Here is a 17,108-nt window from a genome sequence, read left to right on the forward strand (position 1 = left end):
AAATGGGTATTATAGATACGCACGCGCATTATGACGACGAGAAATTTGAAGGCGACAGAGACGAGGTGATTCGGTCGCTGTCTTCGGCGGGTAGAAAAGACGCTGACATCAACCCTCTTGGGATATCGTATGTGATAAACTGCGCCTCGGATCTCGCTTCATCGGCGGCAGGGCTGAGGCTCTGCGAAAGATATGCCTTTTTCCGCTTTGCGGCGGGCGTTCATCCTCATGAAGCGGCTTCATATGATTCCGGATCTGCGGATAAGATAACGACATTTTTAAAAAGTCCATATGCGGTCGCCCTTGGTGAAATCGGGCTTGATTATCATTATGATTTTTCGTCCAGAGAAAAGCAGAGAGAGGTATTTGCCGCTCAGCTTTCGCTTGCCGGGGAGCTCGGATTTCCGGTCGTTGTACACGACAGGGAGGCACATGGTGACGTTATGAATATCATTTCGGCTTATCCCGGGACATATGGTGTGATGCATTCATTTTCGGGAAGCCGCGAAATGGTCAGAGAGCTCGTGAAACGCGGATATTATATCTCATATTCGGGTTCGGTCACGTTCAAAAACGCCGATCGCCTGAGAGAGACTGTTTCTTCTGTCCCACTCGACCGGCTTCTTGTTGAAACTGATTCGCCGTATCTCGCGCCTGTTCCTTATCGCGGTCGGAGAAACGACTCGAGGTTTATATATTCGACGTTATGCACTATAAGCGGTCTTATCGGAAAAACACCGGAGGAAGCGGCGAAGATAACATCGGAAAACGCAAAAAGACTGTTCGGCGCCGATAATTTCAAGGTTTAATCTAAAAGCGTACTATACCTGCCCGCGTCGAAAAATTCATAATTTTATGATATAATCATGTCTATTGTTAGCAGATATTATATTAAGCTATCAACAAATATTCGAGGATTATTAATATGCATTACGTTTTTTCAAATAAAATGGAGGGTATGAAGCCCTCTGCGATAAGAGAAATATTCAAATCCCTGACCGATCCGACAATCATTTCATTTGCCGCCGGAAATCCATCACCGGAATCCTTTCCGACTAAACAGCTCGGAGAGCTTTCCGCAAAGATATTTTCCGACCCGGCGCTCTCAAATACCGCTCTTCAATATAGTATCACGGAGGGATATCCTCGTCTCAGAGAACAGGTCGCGGCGCGTCTTCGCGATAAATTTTCGATCGGCCGGGAATTTGATTCGACAATAATTACCTCCGGCGGACAACAGGGGCTTGATCTCGCGTGCAAGGTTCTCTGTAATGAAAACGATGTCGTTATATGCGAAAATCCGAGCTTCATCGGAGCTCTCAACGCGTTTCGCGCAAACGGAGCAAAGCTTATCGGGCTTAATTCGGGAGATGACGGCATCGATCCGGAGAAACTGGACAAAACGCTTGAAAATGAAAAGCGCGTGAAGCTTATTTATCTTATCCCGACCTTTCAGAATCCGTCCGGCATCACGACATCTCTTGAGAAGAGAAAAGCGATATATGAGATCGCCAAAAAGCATGGAGTTATGATCATGGAAGATAACCCATACGGCGAGCTCAGATTTGCAGGTGAGGAAATTCCGACGATTAAAAGCTTTGACGATGAGGGAATTGTCATTTATTCAGGGAGCTTTTCAAAGATACTGTCAGCCGGGATGCGCGTCGGCTTTTTGTGCGCTCCGGAGCAGGTAATATCAAAAATCGTCGTCGCCAAGCAGGTCAACGACGTACATACGAATATTTTCTTTCAAATGCTTTGTTCAATGTTTATTGACGAATATGACCTTGACGGACATATCGCATCGATAAAACGTCTTTACGGTCATAAATGCGCTTTGATGCTCTCTGAAATGGACAAGAGCTTTCCGGAAACGGTAACTTATACGCGTCCGTGCGGCGGAATATTCATCTGGTGCGCGATAAAGACAAATCCCGACGGAACACCTTGCGCTGACTCCACGGAATTTGTCAAGGCGGCGATAAAAAACAAGGTCGCGGTCGTTCCCGGCGCCACCTTCAATGCAGATCAGGCTTTGCCTTCAAACGGCTTCAGGCTCAATTATTCAACTCCCGCCGACGAACAGATTGTAAAAGGCATCGGTTTGCTTGCAGAGTTATTAAACAGCGGCCGCTGATTATATTTATATCAGGAGGATTATTCTAATGCCAGGTGAAACAAAGAAGATCATTTTTTCCGGAGTACAGCCGAGCGGAAATCTCACAATCGGAAATTATCTCGGAGCTCTTAAAAACTGGAAAATATTCCAGGATGAATATAACTGCTTTTATTGTGTCGTCGATATGCACGCAATCACTCTGTATCAGGAGCCGGCGTCGCTGAGACACAGAACATTGGAAACCTTGGCGATATATATCGCATGCGGGCTTGATCCGGACAAGGTTACTTTGTTTGTTCAGAGCCATGTTCCGGCACATGCGGAGCTTTCCTGGGTACTGGGATGCAACACTATGTTCGGCGAGCTTTCACGTATGACCCAGTTCAAGGACAAAGCTGCAAAAAATGAAAAAAATATCAACGCCGGTCTGTTCACTTATCCTGTGCTGATGGCCGCCGATATTCTTCTTTACCAGGCGGATCTTGTTCCTGTCGGAGAAGATCAGAAGCAGCATATCGAGCTTGCCCGTGATGTCGCGGAAAGATTCAACCGCGTTTATTCACCGACCTTTGTCATACCCGAGCCATATATGGTCAAGGGCGGCACAAAGATAATGAGCCTTACTGATCCGGATAAAAAGATGTCAAAATCCGATGATAATCAAAATTCCTTTGTTCTCATACTCGACGACAAGGATACAATAATTAAAAAGTTCAAACGTGCCGTCACCGATTCCGGATCCGAAATCAGATATAATTCGGAAGGCGGCGGAATTTCGAACCTGATGAACATATATTCCTGCTTTACCGGTAAAAAGCCCGATGAAATCGAGCGCGAATTTGCCGGAAGCGGATACGGGTATTTCAAAGAAGCGGTGGGAGAGGCATGCGCTGACGGTCTGGCGGGAGTCAGAAGCAGATACAATGAGCTGATCAGCGATATCCCATATCTCGAAGCCGTTATGGATCACGGAGCACAAAAAGCATCTGCGCATGCGGGTAAGACACTTTCAAAAGTATACAGGAAAATAGGGTTTTACCGTCCAAACATAAAGTGATCTTTTATCATATTATTAACTCGCAATTAAATTATTACCGCTAAAAGAGAGAAAAGATTCTTGTATATGGACTTTTCTTTCTTATAAAACAAGACTTATTTAATTGCCGTTTAATAAATAACGGTTAATTTAAATCAAGGAATATTATCAAGGCGGCAACAAAATAGCCTTTTGCATAGTCAAAAGCTTTAAATAGCTTTGGATATGTAATTATTTTATTACCGAGTTGATAATAATAAACAGAAAGCAGATTTTTATGGTACCAGATATCAACACGCTTATAATCGGATTCCTCGCACTGATCTTTTCCGGAGTGTTATCTTTCGCGCTGACACCTCTAGTACGTGTTTTCGCGATCAAAATCGGGGCGGTAGATGTGCCGAAGGACGAAAGGCGGATGCATAAAAATCCGACTCCACTTCTCGGCGGGCTGGCAATATATATCGCGTTTGCAGTGACTGTTCTGATGTTCGGTAATCTTGACAGGCAGACGTGGGGGCTTCTGATCGGATCGGCTGCAATTGTCACGGTCGGCGTGATTGATGATATATATGATCTCAATCCGTGGGTCAAGCTTGGCGGACAGATAATTGCCGCCTCTGTTCCCGTGCTTATGGGACAGGTTATCTCATATATAAATATCTTCGGGAATTATATCTTTTTTGGCTCGTGGAGTATTCCGGTCACGATATTCTGGATTGTCCTGCTTACTAACGCTGTAAATCTGATAGACGGGCTTGACGGGCTGGCATGCGGTGTTTCGACAATATCCGCGGTCAGTCTGATGGTTTTCGCAATTTTAAGGGCGGAACCGTCTGTGGCACTCATTACCGCTATTTTAACCGGCGCATGTATTGGCTTTTTACCTTCAAATTCAAATCCGGCGAAAATATTCATGGGCGATACCGGAGCGCTTTCGCTTGGATATATTCTGGCTGTTTTGTCTATACAGGGACTTTTCAAATTCAGCGCGGTCATTTCCTTCGTTATACCCTTCATGATGTTCGGACTTCCTTTCGGAGATACATTCATCGCTTTTTTCCGCCGCCTGCTATCAGGGAAAGATCCGTTCAAAGGAGACCGCAGTCATCTGCATCACAAGCTTATCGATCTCGGCTTTTCGCAGAAACAATCGGTCACTATTCTATACTGCATCAGCGCTATATTCGGCATAGCCGCTATCATGTTTTCGGAAGAACGTATAGCGGCGGCCGTCATGGTTATAATTGTGGCAATAATTATTGCTTTACTAAACTGGAAGGTTTTTCATTCCGATGACAGCACGCGCAAAATGACAGGCTTTGACCTCGCTCAAAGAGATTCAAAAAACATCAATGCTTCTCCCGAAAGTTCTGATACCGGCCTAGACAAAACATCGGAAAAGACAGACGCTCCGCATGAAACGGTCTCGGCTGTTTCTTCCGCCGCTCCGGCTTTTGTAAAAAAATGAAAATCAGCGAAATTGCGAAGCGCATAGTAAAAACAGCCGCGGGCCTTTCAGCGATCGCGGTGATTTGCTTTGCGCTTCTTTTCTTTATAGTCAAATATGAAATTTTTACTCTGCCTGATTTTATAAAGGAAATATTTGTTAAAACGCCTGAAACCGTCCCCAAATCCGAACCTGATGAGGAGGACATTTTTACCGTTCTGAAAAGCCCTGACGCATATTGTGATAAATATACCTTTACCGAATTGACAATAAAAGCCGCACGCTCATTGCTTTCTTCCATTTCGGAACCGGCCACGTTTTATCGTGAAAGTCAGGTGACGCTGCGTGACGGAGCTGACGAAATGACGTCACTATGCAAAATATACAAGGATAAAGAAAAGTTCAAACTTTACATTTCGGGCGAAGACGAGCGAACTGTTATCCATTCAGGCGGGAAAACATATATCTGGACATCCCTTACCGGGAAAAGTGTCGTGTATAATTCCGACAGCTTTTCATATTGTGAAGAGACAGGAATATGCGATATTTCTTATTTTCTATCCGAGGGAGACAACGCTTTGAGCGAGATCAGGCTTGCCCAGACCAATTACGGCAGCTATTTATATATATCATTTACTTATGAGCCGCTCAATCAGCGCGAGGAATACATCATATCGCTTGATTACGGAATAGTCGATCGGGCTTATTGTTATGAATCCGACAAGCTTGTTTATACCATGAAAACCGATAAATTCACACCTGTTGAATCATTAGACTTAGACGCACAGGCGTTTGAAATTCCAATTTCAAAATAAAAAGACATATAATAAAACACAGACGAGAACTATATCGACTTCGCCGTTCTGAGATACGATAAAGGCAATCAGCGCGATGAGTATCAGGTCATCCGTATCGATATTCGCAAGATTTGACGCAATAGCAGGAAGCCCGCTTTTAACGGGCGGAGCTTCATGAGCATTTTTATCGGCGGGCTGGAAGTCATGTCTGGAGTTTGGCTCCTGCGGTGTGCGTATCTGAGGAATGCCGTTTGTAAAACTGGTAGGGACAATACGAGGTTGAGATGAAGCAGGCCGAAAAGACTTATCCAATCCGCCTTCTTTGATTTTTTTTATATATTCTTCACGTTCCTTGGTGTAATTCAGGCTGCCTGAATACATGCCGCCCTCCTTTATTAAAGCAGAAGATCCTTTGCGGAATACAGAGTGTCAAGCGTCTTCATGGTTTTTACTACGTTATCGAGCTTTACGCGTTTTTCATTACTTACGAAAGGCTTCAAAGCACATAAAAGCTCGTTCCTCTCCTTGCATCCTTTTCCAAACAGCATTTTCAGTTCCGGCATATTGAGAAAATCCGATATTCCGCGTTTAATGCCGTCATCAGCAAATCCGCCTCCCGTGCTGTCATTTTGCTGGTTACCGGCAGGAACGGCTGTTTCGGGCTGAGAATGCTGATGCTCGTTTGGTTCGTTCTGCGGGAGATTCAGGGTTTTTGCGACAGCTGCTATGCGTTCTATTGCCTGCGGATCGGAAAGAATCGTTTTAAGCTTATCTGATAATCCATCCAAATATACTCACCTCTGTGTTTTATTATCGCTGTTTGTTACAGATTTTGCCGCTGACATTATTTGAGTGAGCTTATCCTCGCCAACAGCGGATGCGATAGTATTGAGATCCTGCTGTGATAACTGAGAAACTGTTTTTTTCAACTTAGGCATATCAGAAACAAAGCTTTTTGCTTTTTCCTGGCTGACGCCCAATGCAGTGGCCAGCATAAGTATCTGATCCCTTAAAAGCCCGTCGTCGGCTTCGGCAAGCTTATCAAGCACGTTTTTGTCAATTTCCATATAATTACTCCCTTGTTAATTTTATTTGTATTCAGTTTATTTTATGCCAAATATTGTTCGTCTGTCACAACTTTCGAAAGGATATATTAATTATGTATAAGTTTGTTCCTGATTTTTTACCTAATAAGGTTACCGTTTTTTCTATTATGGCAGCTGTTATGACCGGAGTGAGCTTATATACCGCTTCGGTAATTCAGCAGTATAAATGGCTCTTTCAGATACTGGCTGTATTTTTCGCGGCTTCGTTTATACAGCTGACCGTGCGATATATGCTGTCAAAAATGATATACATACTCGATGGGAACAAGCTTGTGGTGGTAAAGGAACAGGGAAAACGCGCCGAACAACTCTGCAAAATTGATTTATCTGCGGGTATAGCAATATTATCAAAAAACGAATATAAATCACATGCGAAGGAATTTGGAAATGTCGCCATTGTCCGCAATTTCTGCCGTAATTTTTTGCCGAGCGATGCTGAATATCTCCTTTTTGATTTTTCGGGAAAACTTGCGCTCGCGATATTTGAACCCGACACGGAAATGACTGTGGGAATAAACAATGTCATCACGGATTCAAAGCAGAAAAATATTTAAAAGTGAATAAATAATGCTTTTAAATTCACTTTTATTTCAGAATCATAACGAATTATTTTAATATTTGGAGCTTAGAATATACGCATGCAATTGAAATAATCAGATTGAATAATTGGGAGTGATTCTATATGAAAAAAACATCTGTGAATCGTAATGGCGTGAAGCTTAAAACAATAACGTTTATTGCCATTTGTCTTGCCGCAATTATGTGTGCGACATCATGTTCGTTTCTGACAGAGGGTATTAATACGCTCAAAGATGGCGATAATACCGAGCAGACAGATACGGCAAGCCAAAATTCGTCAGAAAAAGGCGGAGTTAAAGCCGATCAGGTTGCGGAAAAGAGCGAACTGAGCAAGCTTATTGACGGGGCTGGTGCGTCTGACGGAAAACGTTCCGGAATCGCTGATATCATTGATGAAATCGCAGACAGTGTTGTGGCTATAAATGTATCGGGAACAGCCACCGATTATTTTAACAGAACATATCCTACCGAAGGCAGCGGCAGTGGCGTCATCATCTCTACTGACGGATATATAATGACAAACAATCACGTCGTGACAGGCGGAAACAGCATAACGGTCTTTTTAAGAAACAAGGAATCATATCCTGCGACTGTCATCGGCGTGGATGAAGAAACAGATATCGCGGTATTAAAAATCAATAAAACAGGTCTTGCTCCCGCGAGAATAGGCATTTCATCCACTTTACGCATAGGAGACATGACAATCGCAATAGGAAATCCCCTGGGCGAGCTCCAAGGTACGGTTACCACAGGTATAGTCAGCGCGCTTGACAGGCAAATAACCATCGACGACCGCAGCATGGCACTTATGCAGACAGATGCGGCTATCAATCCGGGCAACTCCGGCGGAGGGCTTTTTGACTCAAACGGAGATCTTATAGGCATTGTCACGGCAAAACAATCCGCCGCGGGTATAGAGGGACTCGGATTCTTCATTCCGGTTGATAACGCCAAGCCTATTGTCGCCGACCTTATCGAAAGCGGCTATGTGACCGGGCGTCCTTCTATCGGCATTGATACCATCACGATTTCATCAAAATACAGCGCGATGATCAATGGTGTGAACTGGCTCGGTGTTTATGTATACAATATGGATAGTGACGGCGCCGCGGCAAAGGCCGGTATAAAGAGGGCCGATTATATTTCCTCGGTTGACGGTGAAACAATTTCAACGGAAGAACGTTTCTGGGAAATTATAAATTCAAAGAAAATCGGTGACAAAGTTGATATAGAAATAAAGCGTCAGAATGATACCATTACAATTACGGTGACGATTCAGGAAAAGAAATCATAAATATTCATAAGGCATACCTGTAAATCGCATTTTCAGGTATGCCATTTATTATTAACGCGTCAACAAATAATAACTGCTTTTAAGAAAAATGCTTTGATATTTTTTCTCTTGTTTAAAATTTTCATTATTATAATGCCGGGAAATGACGATATATGAAGGGGAATTTATATTTAAAATTACATGGTGATTGACTTTTTAGCCGATATGGGATATATTGTAGACACCGGCTATCCACCGAAAAATGTCAGACAAGGTAACCTCTAATAACAAACTTACATCAAAAAAAGAACCAGCTGTTTCGCAATTGATTTTTATAATTTTGCGAAATATCATGTTTTTAAAGATTACCTTAAGAAATATAAAAACAACCGGAGGAACAGCAAATGCAGCAGACACTTATCGAGCTTTCGGCCTTGATACAAAGAGGCAGAGCAAAGCAAGTCGGGGAGCTTGTCACAAAAGCTCTTTCCGAAGGAATAGATCCGCAGACTATTTTAACAGATGGCATGATCTCCGCGATGAGCGAGGTCGGAGATAAATTCAAGAAGAACGAAATCCACGTTCCGGAGGTGCTTATTGCGGCGCGCGCGATGAATTCCGCTCTTGCGGTTTTGCGTCCCGAGCTGATCAAGGCCGGAGTAGAGCCTGTCGGCAAGGCAGTCATTTGCACCGTAGAGGGCGACTGCCACGATATCGGCAAAAACCTTGTAAAAATGATGATGGAGGGCGCGGGAATCGAATGTATCGATCTCGGCGTTGACGTAGGAAGTGACAGGATAATCGAAGCGGTAAAGGAAAGCGGAGCAAAGCTTGTTTGTCTTTCCGCGCTTCTGACCACCACGATGATGTCACAGAAAAAAATTATAGATGACCTTAAAACAGCCGGTTTACGGGATAAAGTAAAGGTTATGGTCGGCGGGGCGCCGGTGACTCAGGGCTTTGCGGATGAAATCGGAGCGGATGCTTATTCTCCTGACGCCGCGTCCGCCGCCCAAAAAGCGATTGAGCTTTTAAAGAGCTTCTGATGAAGAGCGAACCGGAAAATGTCACGGTAAAGCTGATACATCCGGTATATGGCGAAAAGCTTTTAACGCTTTCGCGCGGAGAGGCAATCATGCCGTATATCGCAAAGCTCGGCGCTTATGCGCCATGCGGCGGCAGGGGCAGTTGCGGGAAATGCCGGGTATTGGTTTCCGGCTGCGTGCCGTCTCCAAGTGAAAGAGATCTCGCCATGATATCCGATGACGAGCTTAAAAGAGGCGTGCGCCTTGCCTGCATGTTGAGAGCGGAAAATATGATGACGATAGAAATATCCGAAATCATACGATCGGGAGAAATGGCTGTCGAAAAGGGAACTGACGAGACTTTCCTGTACTCGGGGCACGGCGTCTCGTTTGCGCTGGATATAGGCACTACTTCACTCGCGCTGGCGCTTGTAGACAACGCAAAAAAGAAAACCATAGAGGTGTTTTGCGCTGAAAACCCGCAGAAAGCTTTTGGCGCGGATGTGATGAGCCGTATCGAGTATTGCTCGCGCGGCGGCTTGAACGAGCTTAATTCATTAATAATATCAGAAATCAACGGACTGGTAAAAAAAGCAGCCGCCAAGTATGATGTGCCGGAGTCCGAAACAAACGGTATTTATGTATGCGGCAATATGACGATGCTGCATATACTGTTTGGCATAAATTGTACATCTATGGGCGTCGCGCCTTATAATCCTTTTTTTATTAATTCAAAAAACATTCTGTGCGCGGATATCGGAATAAAGCTGCCGGGCTTTTGCCGGTCTCTTCCGGGTATTTCCGCGTTTGTCGGCGCGGATATCGTAGCGGGCATATATTCTGTAACATGTAAATTCGGATATCCCCCGGACGGCAAGTACGATATACTGATAGATCTCGGTACAAATGCCGAAATAGCGGTTTTCGATGCAAATGAATGCGTTGCTTCGGCGGCGGCCGCTGGTCCGTGCTTTGAAGGTGCGAATATAGAATGCGGCATGCCGGCCGTAACAGGAGCGGTATGCTCGTTTTGCCTTTCAAACGGAAAAACACGGTATGAAACGATAGGAAAAGCCGAGCCCGGAGGAATATGCGGCACGGGCTTGATCGACGCCGTGGCATTTCTGCTTCGCGAGGGGTTGATAGACGAAACCGGAGCCTTCGAGGGAAGCGAAAGATACGATATCGCTCCCGGAGTTTACATATCTCAGCGCGATATCCGCGAGTTTTCGCTCGCAAAATCCGCTGTCCGCGCAGCGACGGAGGTTTTGATAAATATTAAGGGCGCTTGCTTTGACAGCATACGCAATGTATATGTCGCCGGAGGCTTTTCATCGGCAATTAACATAAGTAACGCCTGCGAAGTAGGACTTTTCCCGAAAAAGCTCGCCAAAAAGCTCATACCTGTATCAAATTCGGCACTGTCAGGAACACTTTTCTCGCTGCTTTCGGGTGAATTGCCGTCGGAAAGCCAGGCGCTTGCGCGTATCTGCAAGGGAGCAAGATATATCGACCTGGCAAAGCAAGCTTTATTTACGGATAAATTCATACAGAACATGACGTATGAAGAAACATATTAAACAAAAATTTTTATTAATTCGGCAACAAGGATTATTTAATTGCCGTTTTAATAATGAATAACAGAGACAAAATATAACAAAACGAATCGGAGGCATTTATGGCGTATAAAACCGTGCTTGATGATTTCAAAAAGTGTATTTCACGCGTAAAACCGGATAAAATACCGGCTTTTGCCTGCAGCGAGGAATTCGACGTCCGAATGAGCGGGAATCTCTACTGTGATTATAATTCCGACTCAAAGATCATGGCTCAAACTCAGATTGACGCCGTAAAGAGATTCGATTATGACTGGGCATGGCTTCAGGTCGACGATTGCATTGAATTCGAGGTGCTTGGGGTAGGCGTAAAGGGCAAGGGAAACATACTTCCCGCCACCTGCGATTATCGCCCGGCGAACTGGGATACGCTTAGCTCTCTGAAGCTTCCCAAGTTTAAAAAAGACGGCAGAATGCCGGTTCTGCTGGACGCGATTAAACGCGTAAAAGACGCTCTCGGAGAAAGTGTTGTAGTTGTAGGCAGAATACCCGCTCCGTTTTCTGCCGTAACGCTTTTATATGGCATGAGCGAATCGCTTATAATGTTATATGACGATCCGGAGCTATTCAAAGCCACAGAGAAATTCTGTGAGGAGCTTGTCTGCGGTTTTGCCATAGCTCAGATAGAAGCCGGCGCGGATGCGCTCTGGGTCGGTGACTGCAACGCCTCCGGACACTTGATATCGCTTGATTTTTATAAAGAATTTGCTTTCTCCGGCGCAAAAGCCGCTGCTGACGCAATCAGGGATGCGGGGGGATATTCGATTTACCACGCGAGTGAACACGATCCTGAATATATAAAAAATATGATTCTGACAGGAGTCGATGTTGTCAGCGCCGGACCCGGAATAGAAATATCGAAGGCGAAAGCCGTCTGCGATTTGCTTGACAAGGGCTGTATATGCGGAAATGTCGATCCGATTGGCACTCTGCTATATGGCACCCGGGCGCAGGTACGAGCGGAAACGAAGCGCATACTCGATGCCGGGGCGCGTTCACCTGGATACATAGCGAACAGCGGCGAAATGATACCGCGCGACGTACCGGAAGAAAACATACGCGCCATGATAGAAACAATAAAGGAATATAAAATTTAAAGACGCAAAACGCCTTATAATGAGGAGAGTTATGACAAATATACCCAGATCGGAACATCCCCGTCCGCAATTTTACCGTCTGGAATTTGAAAATCTGAACGGCGAGTGGGATTTTGAATTCGATTTCAGCAATTCAGGAGAACAGCGCGGAATGTTTAATCCCGACTGTCATTATTCCAAAAAGATCATAGTGCCGTTTTGTCCGGAATCGGAGCTGTCGGGAATTGGATACAAGGATTTTATGGACGCGGTTTGGTATAGACGCGTGTTCACACTTAAGAAGGAACAGCTAAAAGGCAGGGTAATGCTGCATTTCGGCGCAGTCGATTACGAAGCAACTACGGCAGTCAACGGTCATGTTATAGGCACGCATCGAGGCGGATATTCATCTTTTGAATACGATATTACCGCTTTTGTACGAGAAGGAGAGAATGTCATCACCCTCCGTGCCCGCGACGATACGCGCAGCGGAGCTCAGCCTTCCGGAAAACAAAGCCAAAGCTTCCGTTCCGCCGGCTGCTCGTATACTCGCACGACTGGGATATGGCAGACTGTATGGCTTGAATTCGTCCCAAAATATTACATAAAACGCGTGGATATAACAACCGATTATAAAAACGGAGCCGTTTATTTTGAAGCAATAACAGCTGGAACGGAGCAAGAAGCTTCGGTATCCGCCGAGATATTCTATAATGGCGAATCCGTAACGAAAACTGAGACCGCGCTTTCATACGGAGCCAATCTGTTATGCGCCCGCATCGATTCACCGAAGCTCTGGGAGCCGGGGAAGCCAGAGCTTTATGATGTGAAATACACGATGAAAGCATCGGGAAAGATATGCGACGAAATAACCTCATATTTCGGATTCCGGACGGTGTCAGTAAAAAACGGCGCCTTGAATATTAACGATAAAAAGGTCTTCATGCGCACCGTGCTCGACCAGGGATTTTATCCCGACGGCATATACACCGCGCCGACCGATGACGCGCTCAGACACGATATAGAGCTTTCCATGTCGCTCGGTTTCAACGGAGCGCGACTGCATGAAAAAATATTTGAGGAAAGATTTCTCTATTGGGCGGACAAGCTCGGATATATAGTATGGGGAGAACACGCAAACTGGGGCTTTGATCTCTCATATCCGGAGAATATCAAATATTTTCTCTCTGAATGGACTGAGGCGCTTGAACGGGATTATAACCACCCTTCAATAATTGGCTGGTGTCCTTTCAACGAAACATGGGATAACAATCACAGAGCCCAGGACAAGGAGATGATTTCGCTCGTATATCATCAGACGCGCGCGATTGATAAAACGCGTCCGGTAATCGATGTAAGCGGCGGATATCATACCGAGGATACGGATTTTTACGATATTCACGATTATGAGCAAAGAATTGATGTTTGGGCTGAAAGATACGGAAGGATAGAGCCCGGTAAAATATATGATCCGCTTGCTTCCCGTCAGTATTCCTGCGGCCAGCCGTATTGGATAAGCGAATACGGCGGAACCTGGTGGGCGCCCGGAAGAAAGGACGGATGGGGATACGGCAACGCGCCAAAATCCGAAGAGGAGCTGGCTGAAAGGTATTACGGTCTTACCACGACGCTCTTAAAGCAAGAAAACATCTGCGGCTTTTGTTATACTCAGCTCACCGATGTCGAGCAGGAGCAGAACGGGCTTTACTCTTACGACAGAAAACCCAAATTTTCTGACGAAACATATAAGAAGATCCGTGAGGCGAATACTTATCCCGCTGAGCTTGAAAAGAAACAAGACAGCACTGAAAAATAAGAGGCAAATATATGCGGCAAAGAAACGCGGCAAAGAAACGCGGCTTCTTTGAGAAGAAGCCTGGCAAGAAACTTCATATTTATGTTCAAAGAAATTTGCTTGATTATAAATAATTTTGTAATGAATATAACCGAAAGCTTTTTCAGATCTGTTTTCTAAAAGTGACCACATAACGCAATAAGTAATAAATTGTAATTAAAATGGCTGCCGCGGAGCATTGCTTCGCGGCAGCTTTCTTTTCGTAAAATATATTTTATATACAATTTCTATAATTACGCTCCGCCTGATTCCAGTTGATCACATTGAACCAGTCTTTGATATAATCCGCGCGGACATTGTAATGCTTCAAATAATATGCATGCTCCCATACATCTATTGCAAGTATTGGGCAAAGTTTGTTCTGAACGGGAGAATTTTGATTAGGCGTTGTGACGATTTTAAGTACTCCGCGATCTGAAACCAGCCAGGCATAACCTGAACCGAAAACCGACATAGCTGCTTTTGTAAACGCATCCATGAATTTATTATAGCTGCCAAAGCTTTTATCAATTGCTTCGGCCAGCTTGCCGTATGGCTTTTCTTCAGACGTTTTTTTGAGCAGGTTAAAATAAAAGCGATGATTGTAAACGCCGCCCGCGTTGTTCCGCACCGCGTTTTGGAGTTCCTTTGGCAAGCGTGACGCGTTCATAATCAGCTGCTCAAGCGACAGCTTCTGCAGATAAGGATTGCCGATAAGCGCGGCGTTAAGATTGTTTATATAGGTTTGCAGATGCTTGTCGTGATGAAGCATCATGGTTTTTTCGTCTATGTATGGTTCGAGCGAGCCGTATTCATACGGCAGCGGTAAATTTATAAAAGGATAATACTCGTTTTCCACAGGCACACCTCACATTATTGTTTTTATATAAGGATATGCAGGAGCTTTCCGTTGTATTCGTTTAATACTTTATGAATAAAAATCAAGGCTTCGTATAAAATAAAGCTGTAAGAATTAAATATATATAAAAATAAAGGATAAGGTGATTTATATGCCATTGTGGATAACCATAATCTTTGCAATAATTTCCGCATTAACCATTTTTGCTGTTGTGGGAGTATATAAGAGAGGCGAAAAGCCATATGCGGAATCGGCTCTTTCATCTTATGTTTTTTATTTGATTGCTTTTATTGCCATATGGATATTTGATTTACCGGTTCCGACATTTATCATTGTTCTTACGATGCTCACGGTGTTTATAAGCGGATTTTTCGGGCATTACCTGGGGTGGTATATAAAATCAAAGGTATTTGACCGGTATCTGCATGCATTCGGATCATTTTCTTTTGCGTTGCTTGCGTATTTTATGGTCACTGGAATAATTACGACCGGTGAATCAAAAATATTTCAAGCTTTATTCGTGTTTACCGCGGGGATGACGCTCGGATCTGTATTTGAATTGTCCGAGGCGTCACATGACAGAGGCAATGTATTGAAAAACCAAAAGGGATTAAAGGACACAAACATGGATATGCTTTGCGATCTTTTGGGCTCCTTTGCTGCGGGGGTGTTTTATTTCTTTTTATGAATGCGGCTTGCAAGGCGGAAATGAAGGATGTGGAAATCATCGGCATTAGTTCATGCAGTAAGGATAAAAAGCTCATAAATTCGAAATAAATATTTAGTGTTGACAAAATCTATAATAAATAATATAATGAGGAAGTAAAGGAATATAATTCCTTATATGATTATTTTATAAGATAGGTATTATGAAAGTTTACGACAGATTTCATTTGTCCTTACGCTTATGTACTGGCGTTCTTTTCAGCATTTTAATAACATGTTTTGTTTTAAGCGGATGCGCCGATCCTACCGATCTGAAGGGACAAAATACCGATTCATTTCCTGCTGCCGGACAAACCAGCGAAAAAGTCATAGCCGAAAAAGGTGTATACAAGAATTAATTAATTACCATTTTAATAATTAATACATGTCAGAGGAAATGAAAAATTCTATAAGATTCTATGCTCGTATAATACATTGCTAACGGCGTAATGCCAGGATAAAGCGGCCATTCAAAAAAGACTGTTATTTAAGCTTGTATTAAAAAAATTAAAATAAAACCGCGCTGCGAGTGATCGTTGCGCGGTTCTTTTCGTAAACATTTTTCTCATAACAGCATATCATACTATTGACCGCCGCATGATTATCACATGCAACGGTATAAGCGCCGTTGCGCGTGCCGGTGCTTCGTTCACGGGAGACAAACGAAGCACAACTAATATATTTTTAAGTCTCCCGGGAAAAGGAGCCTTTATGATAGATAAAACTCGTGCCGCATCGGGTTGCGGTAACGACAGGGACGCCGACGACGTTTTATGCAGAAATGACAGCGGAGCGTGCTGTATCGATACATATCGCATATACGATTCATGTCGCGCCCAGGAATGCATTGAAGATCTTCGGGTTTTCGTTACCGATGTAGGACAGGAGATCCTCAACAACGCAAACGCAGTCAGAGTAAAATCGTGCCGCATCCTTTGGACGCAGATATCGACAGAAGAAATGGCGTTCAACCACGGATATTTTCAGATTGATATCAGATATTATTTCTATTTGGTTCTCGAATGCTGCCTGGGGTTTGGAAATGCACAGGAAATACAGGGACTTGCGATTTTCGACAAAACAGTCATTCTTTACGGCGGAGAGAGCAATATATCTATATTCCAATCTGATATTTACCAGCAATTCTGCACAGCTCCTGATTATGGAGTGAATGTTACAACGAATCTGCCGCGCGTAATTGTCGAAGCTGCAGATCCTGTGGCATTGAAGCTTGTTGTTGTAGACGGATTAAATAATCCATATGGTACATGCCCGGTAAACCTTGAATCGATTCCGGCTTCCGTATGTTCCTGCTTCAACGGCAGCTTCTGTTCAAAATGCGAACCGCATAAAAATGCGTATATCACACTCGGTATGTTTTCGGTTGTTAGAGTGGAGCGCCCGTCACAACTCGTTATACCGGCTTGCGATCTCTGTATACCTGAAAAAATCTGTGATGTAATATCCGAATACAGCGATCCGTGCACCCTCTTCCGTTCACTTAACTTCCCAATTTCGGATTTTTATCCCTCTACCAATGCAACGCCTGCGAACGCGCAGACACTTTGTTCTTCACGCGTTACAGCCGAAATGAAAAAATAAAGAATTCTTTTAATCGATGATTTCTGCTTCG

General features: G+C 44.1%; 17 protein-coding genes. 13 read left to right on the forward strand and 4 right to left on the reverse strand.

The features are described from left to right. The first annotated feature begins 2 nt into the window (after window positions 1-2). From VB118_10940 to VB118_10960, 5 genes are all read left to right on the forward strand, one after another. Entirely contained in the window at window positions 3-809 is an 807-nt protein-coding gene (locus tag VB118_10940; protein MEA4833114.1) for a TatD family hydrolase, read from the forward strand. 116 nt (window positions 810-925) lie between these two features. Continuing rightward, complete coding sequence (locus tag VB118_10945) at window positions 926-2,137, forward strand: PLP-dependent aminotransferase family protein (GenBank protein ID MEA4833115.1); 1,212 nt, start codon at window positions 926-928, stop codon at window positions 2,135-2,137. Window positions 2,138-2,165: 28 nt separating this feature from the next. Further along, window positions 2,166-3,176, forward strand: a complete 1,011-nt coding sequence (gene trpS, locus VB118_10950) for a tryptophan--tRNA ligase (GenBank protein ID MEA4833116.1) — start codon at window positions 2,166-2,168, stop codon at window positions 3,174-3,176. A gap of 256 nt (window positions 3,177-3,432) precedes the next feature. After that, window positions 3,433-4,626 carry an MraY family glycosyltransferase gene (locus VB118_10955; GenBank protein MEA4833117.1) on the forward strand — a complete coding sequence of 398 codons (1,194 nt, stop codon included), beginning with the start codon at window positions 3,433-3,435 and terminating at the stop codon, window positions 4,624-4,626. After that, window positions 4,623-5,420 carry a hypothetical protein gene (locus tag VB118_10960; GenBank protein MEA4833118.1) on the forward strand — a complete coding sequence of 266 codons (798 nt, stop codon included), beginning with the start codon at window positions 4,623-4,625 and terminating at the stop codon, window positions 5,418-5,420. The genes VB118_10955 and VB118_10960 overlap by 4 nt, the downstream gene beginning before the upstream one ends. Here the strand turns inward: VB118_10960 and VB118_10965 are convergent. The 3 genes from VB118_10965 to VB118_10975 are packed head-to-tail and all read right to left on the reverse strand — an operon-like array spanning window position 5,412 to window position 6,469. Further along, window positions 5,412-5,783 (reverse strand): hypothetical protein, encoded by a 372-nt coding sequence (locus tag VB118_10965; GenBank protein ID MEA4833119.1) that lies wholly within the window; start codon window positions 5,781-5,783, stop codon window positions 5,412-5,414. The genes VB118_10960 and VB118_10965 overlap by 9 nt on opposite strands. Window positions 5,784-5,797: 14 nt before the next feature. Next, on the reverse strand, window positions 5,798-6,190 hold the full coding sequence (locus VB118_10970; GenBank protein ID MEA4833120.1) for a hypothetical protein: 393 nt from the start codon (window positions 6,188-6,190) through the stop codon (window positions 5,798-5,800). 6 nt (window positions 6,191-6,196) lie between these two features. After that, window positions 6,197-6,469: a hypothetical protein gene (locus VB118_10975; GenBank protein MEA4833121.1), complete on the reverse strand. Its 273-nt coding sequence runs from the start codon at window positions 6,467-6,469 to the stop codon at window positions 6,197-6,199. A gap of 92 nt (window positions 6,470-6,561) precedes the next feature. Between VB118_10975 and VB118_10980 the strand changes: the two genes are divergently transcribed. The 6 genes from VB118_10980 (at window position 6,562) to VB118_11005 (ending at window position 13,893) form a co-directional block, all read left to right on the forward strand. Then, complete coding sequence (locus VB118_10980; protein MEA4833122.1) at window positions 6,562-7,062, forward strand: hypothetical protein; 501 nt, start codon at window positions 6,562-6,564, stop codon at window positions 7,060-7,062. A 128-nt stretch (window positions 7,063-7,190) separates the two neighbouring features. Continuing rightward, entirely contained in the window at window positions 7,191-8,381 is a 1,191-nt protein-coding gene (locus VB118_10985; protein ID MEA4833123.1) for a trypsin-like peptidase domain-containing protein, read from the forward strand. A 383-nt stretch (window positions 8,382-8,764) separates the two neighbouring features. Beyond that, complete coding sequence (locus tag VB118_10990; protein ID MEA4833124.1) at window positions 8,765-9,406, forward strand: corrinoid protein; 642 nt, start codon at window positions 8,765-8,767, stop codon at window positions 9,404-9,406. Further along, window positions 9,406-10,965, forward strand: coding sequence for an ASKHA domain-containing protein (locus VB118_10995; protein MEA4833125.1), 1,560 nt, complete (start codon window positions 9,406-9,408; stop codon window positions 10,963-10,965). Before VB118_10990 ends, VB118_10995 begins: the two co-directional genes overlap by 1 nt. Before the next feature lie 98 nt (window positions 10,966-11,063). Beyond that, window positions 11,064-12,098, forward strand: coding sequence for a uroporphyrinogen decarboxylase family protein (locus VB118_11000; protein MEA4833126.1), 1,035 nt, complete (start codon window positions 11,064-11,066; stop codon window positions 12,096-12,098). Between the two features lie 31 nt (window positions 12,099-12,129). Then, the gene (locus VB118_11005; GenBank protein MEA4833127.1) at window positions 12,130-13,893 is read left to right on the forward strand and encodes a glycoside hydrolase family 2 TIM barrel-domain containing protein; all 1,764 of its coding nucleotides are present in this window, start codon (window positions 12,130-12,132) and stop codon (window positions 13,891-13,893) included. A gap of 253 nt (window positions 13,894-14,146) precedes the next feature. On the opposite strand, the gene VB118_11010 is transcribed toward VB118_11005, so the two are convergent. Further along, on the reverse strand, window positions 14,147-14,770 hold the full coding sequence (locus tag VB118_11010; GenBank protein ID MEA4833128.1) for a superoxide dismutase: 624 nt from the start codon (window positions 14,768-14,770) through the stop codon (window positions 14,147-14,149). A 151-nt stretch (window positions 14,771-14,921) separates the two neighbouring features. On the opposite strand from VB118_11010, the gene VB118_11015 reads away from it, so the two are divergent. Both VB118_11015 and VB118_11020 read left to right on the forward strand, forming a co-directional pair. Continuing rightward, entirely contained in the window at window positions 14,922-15,458 is a 537-nt protein-coding gene (locus tag VB118_11015; protein MEA4833129.1) for a hypothetical protein, read from the forward strand. A gap of 728 nt (window positions 15,459-16,186) precedes the next feature. Continuing rightward, window positions 16,187-17,077, forward strand: coding sequence for a hypothetical protein (locus VB118_11020; GenBank protein MEA4833130.1), 891 nt, complete (start codon window positions 16,187-16,189; stop codon window positions 17,075-17,077). Window positions 17,078-17,108 lie beyond the last annotated feature (31 nt).

The organism is Oscillospiraceae bacterium, from assembly GCA_034925865.1.
Taxonomy (GTDB): domain Bacteria; phylum Bacillota; class Clostridia; order Oscillospirales; family SIG627; genus SIG704.

Bases quoted from the DNA above. Each gene is read 5' to 3' on its own strand.
- VB118_10940 (MEA4833114.1), top strand. From the start codon at position 3: ATGGGTATTATAGATACGCACGCGCATTATGACGACGAGAAATTTGAA.
- VB118_10945 (MEA4833115.1), top strand. From the start codon at position 926: ATGCATTACGTTTTTTCAAATAAAATGGAGGGTATGAAGCCCTCTGCG.
- trpS (MEA4833116.1), top strand. From the start codon at position 2,166: ATGCCAGGTGAAACAAAGAAGATCATTTTTTCCGGAGTACAGCCGAGC.
- VB118_10955 (MEA4833117.1), top strand. From the start codon at position 3,433: ATGGTACCAGATATCAACACGCTTATAATCGGATTCCTCGCACTGATC.
- VB118_10960 (MEA4833118.1), top strand. From the start codon at position 4,623: ATGAAAATCAGCGAAATTGCGAAGCGCATAGTAAAAACAGCCGCGGGC.
- VB118_10965 (MEA4833119.1), bottom strand. From the start codon at position 5,783: ATGTATTCAGGCAGCCTGAATTACACCAAGGAACGTGAAGAATATATA.
- VB118_10975 (MEA4833121.1), bottom strand. From the start codon at position 6,469: ATGGAAATTGACAAAAACGTGCTTGATAAGCTTGCCGAAGCCGACGAC.
- VB118_10980 (MEA4833122.1), top strand. From the start codon at position 6,562: ATGTATAAGTTTGTTCCTGATTTTTTACCTAATAAGGTTACCGTTTTT.
- VB118_10985 (MEA4833123.1), top strand. From the start codon at position 7,191: ATGAAAAAAACATCTGTGAATCGTAATGGCGTGAAGCTTAAAACAATA.
- VB118_10990 (MEA4833124.1), top strand. From the start codon at position 8,765: ATGCAGCAGACACTTATCGAGCTTTCGGCCTTGATACAAAGAGGCAGA.
- VB118_10995 (MEA4833125.1), top strand. From the start codon at position 9,406: ATGAAGAGCGAACCGGAAAATGTCACGGTAAAGCTGATACATCCGGTA.
- VB118_11000 (MEA4833126.1), top strand. From the start codon at position 11,064: ATGGCGTATAAAACCGTGCTTGATGATTTCAAAAAGTGTATTTCACGC.
- VB118_11005 (MEA4833127.1), top strand. From the start codon at position 12,130: ATGACAAATATACCCAGATCGGAACATCCCCGTCCGCAATTTTACCGT.
- VB118_11015 (MEA4833129.1), top strand. From the start codon at position 14,922: ATGCCATTGTGGATAACCATAATCTTTGCAATAATTTCCGCATTAACC.
- VB118_11020 (MEA4833130.1), top strand. From the start codon at position 16,187: ATGATAGATAAAACTCGTGCCGCATCGGGTTGCGGTAACGACAGGGAC.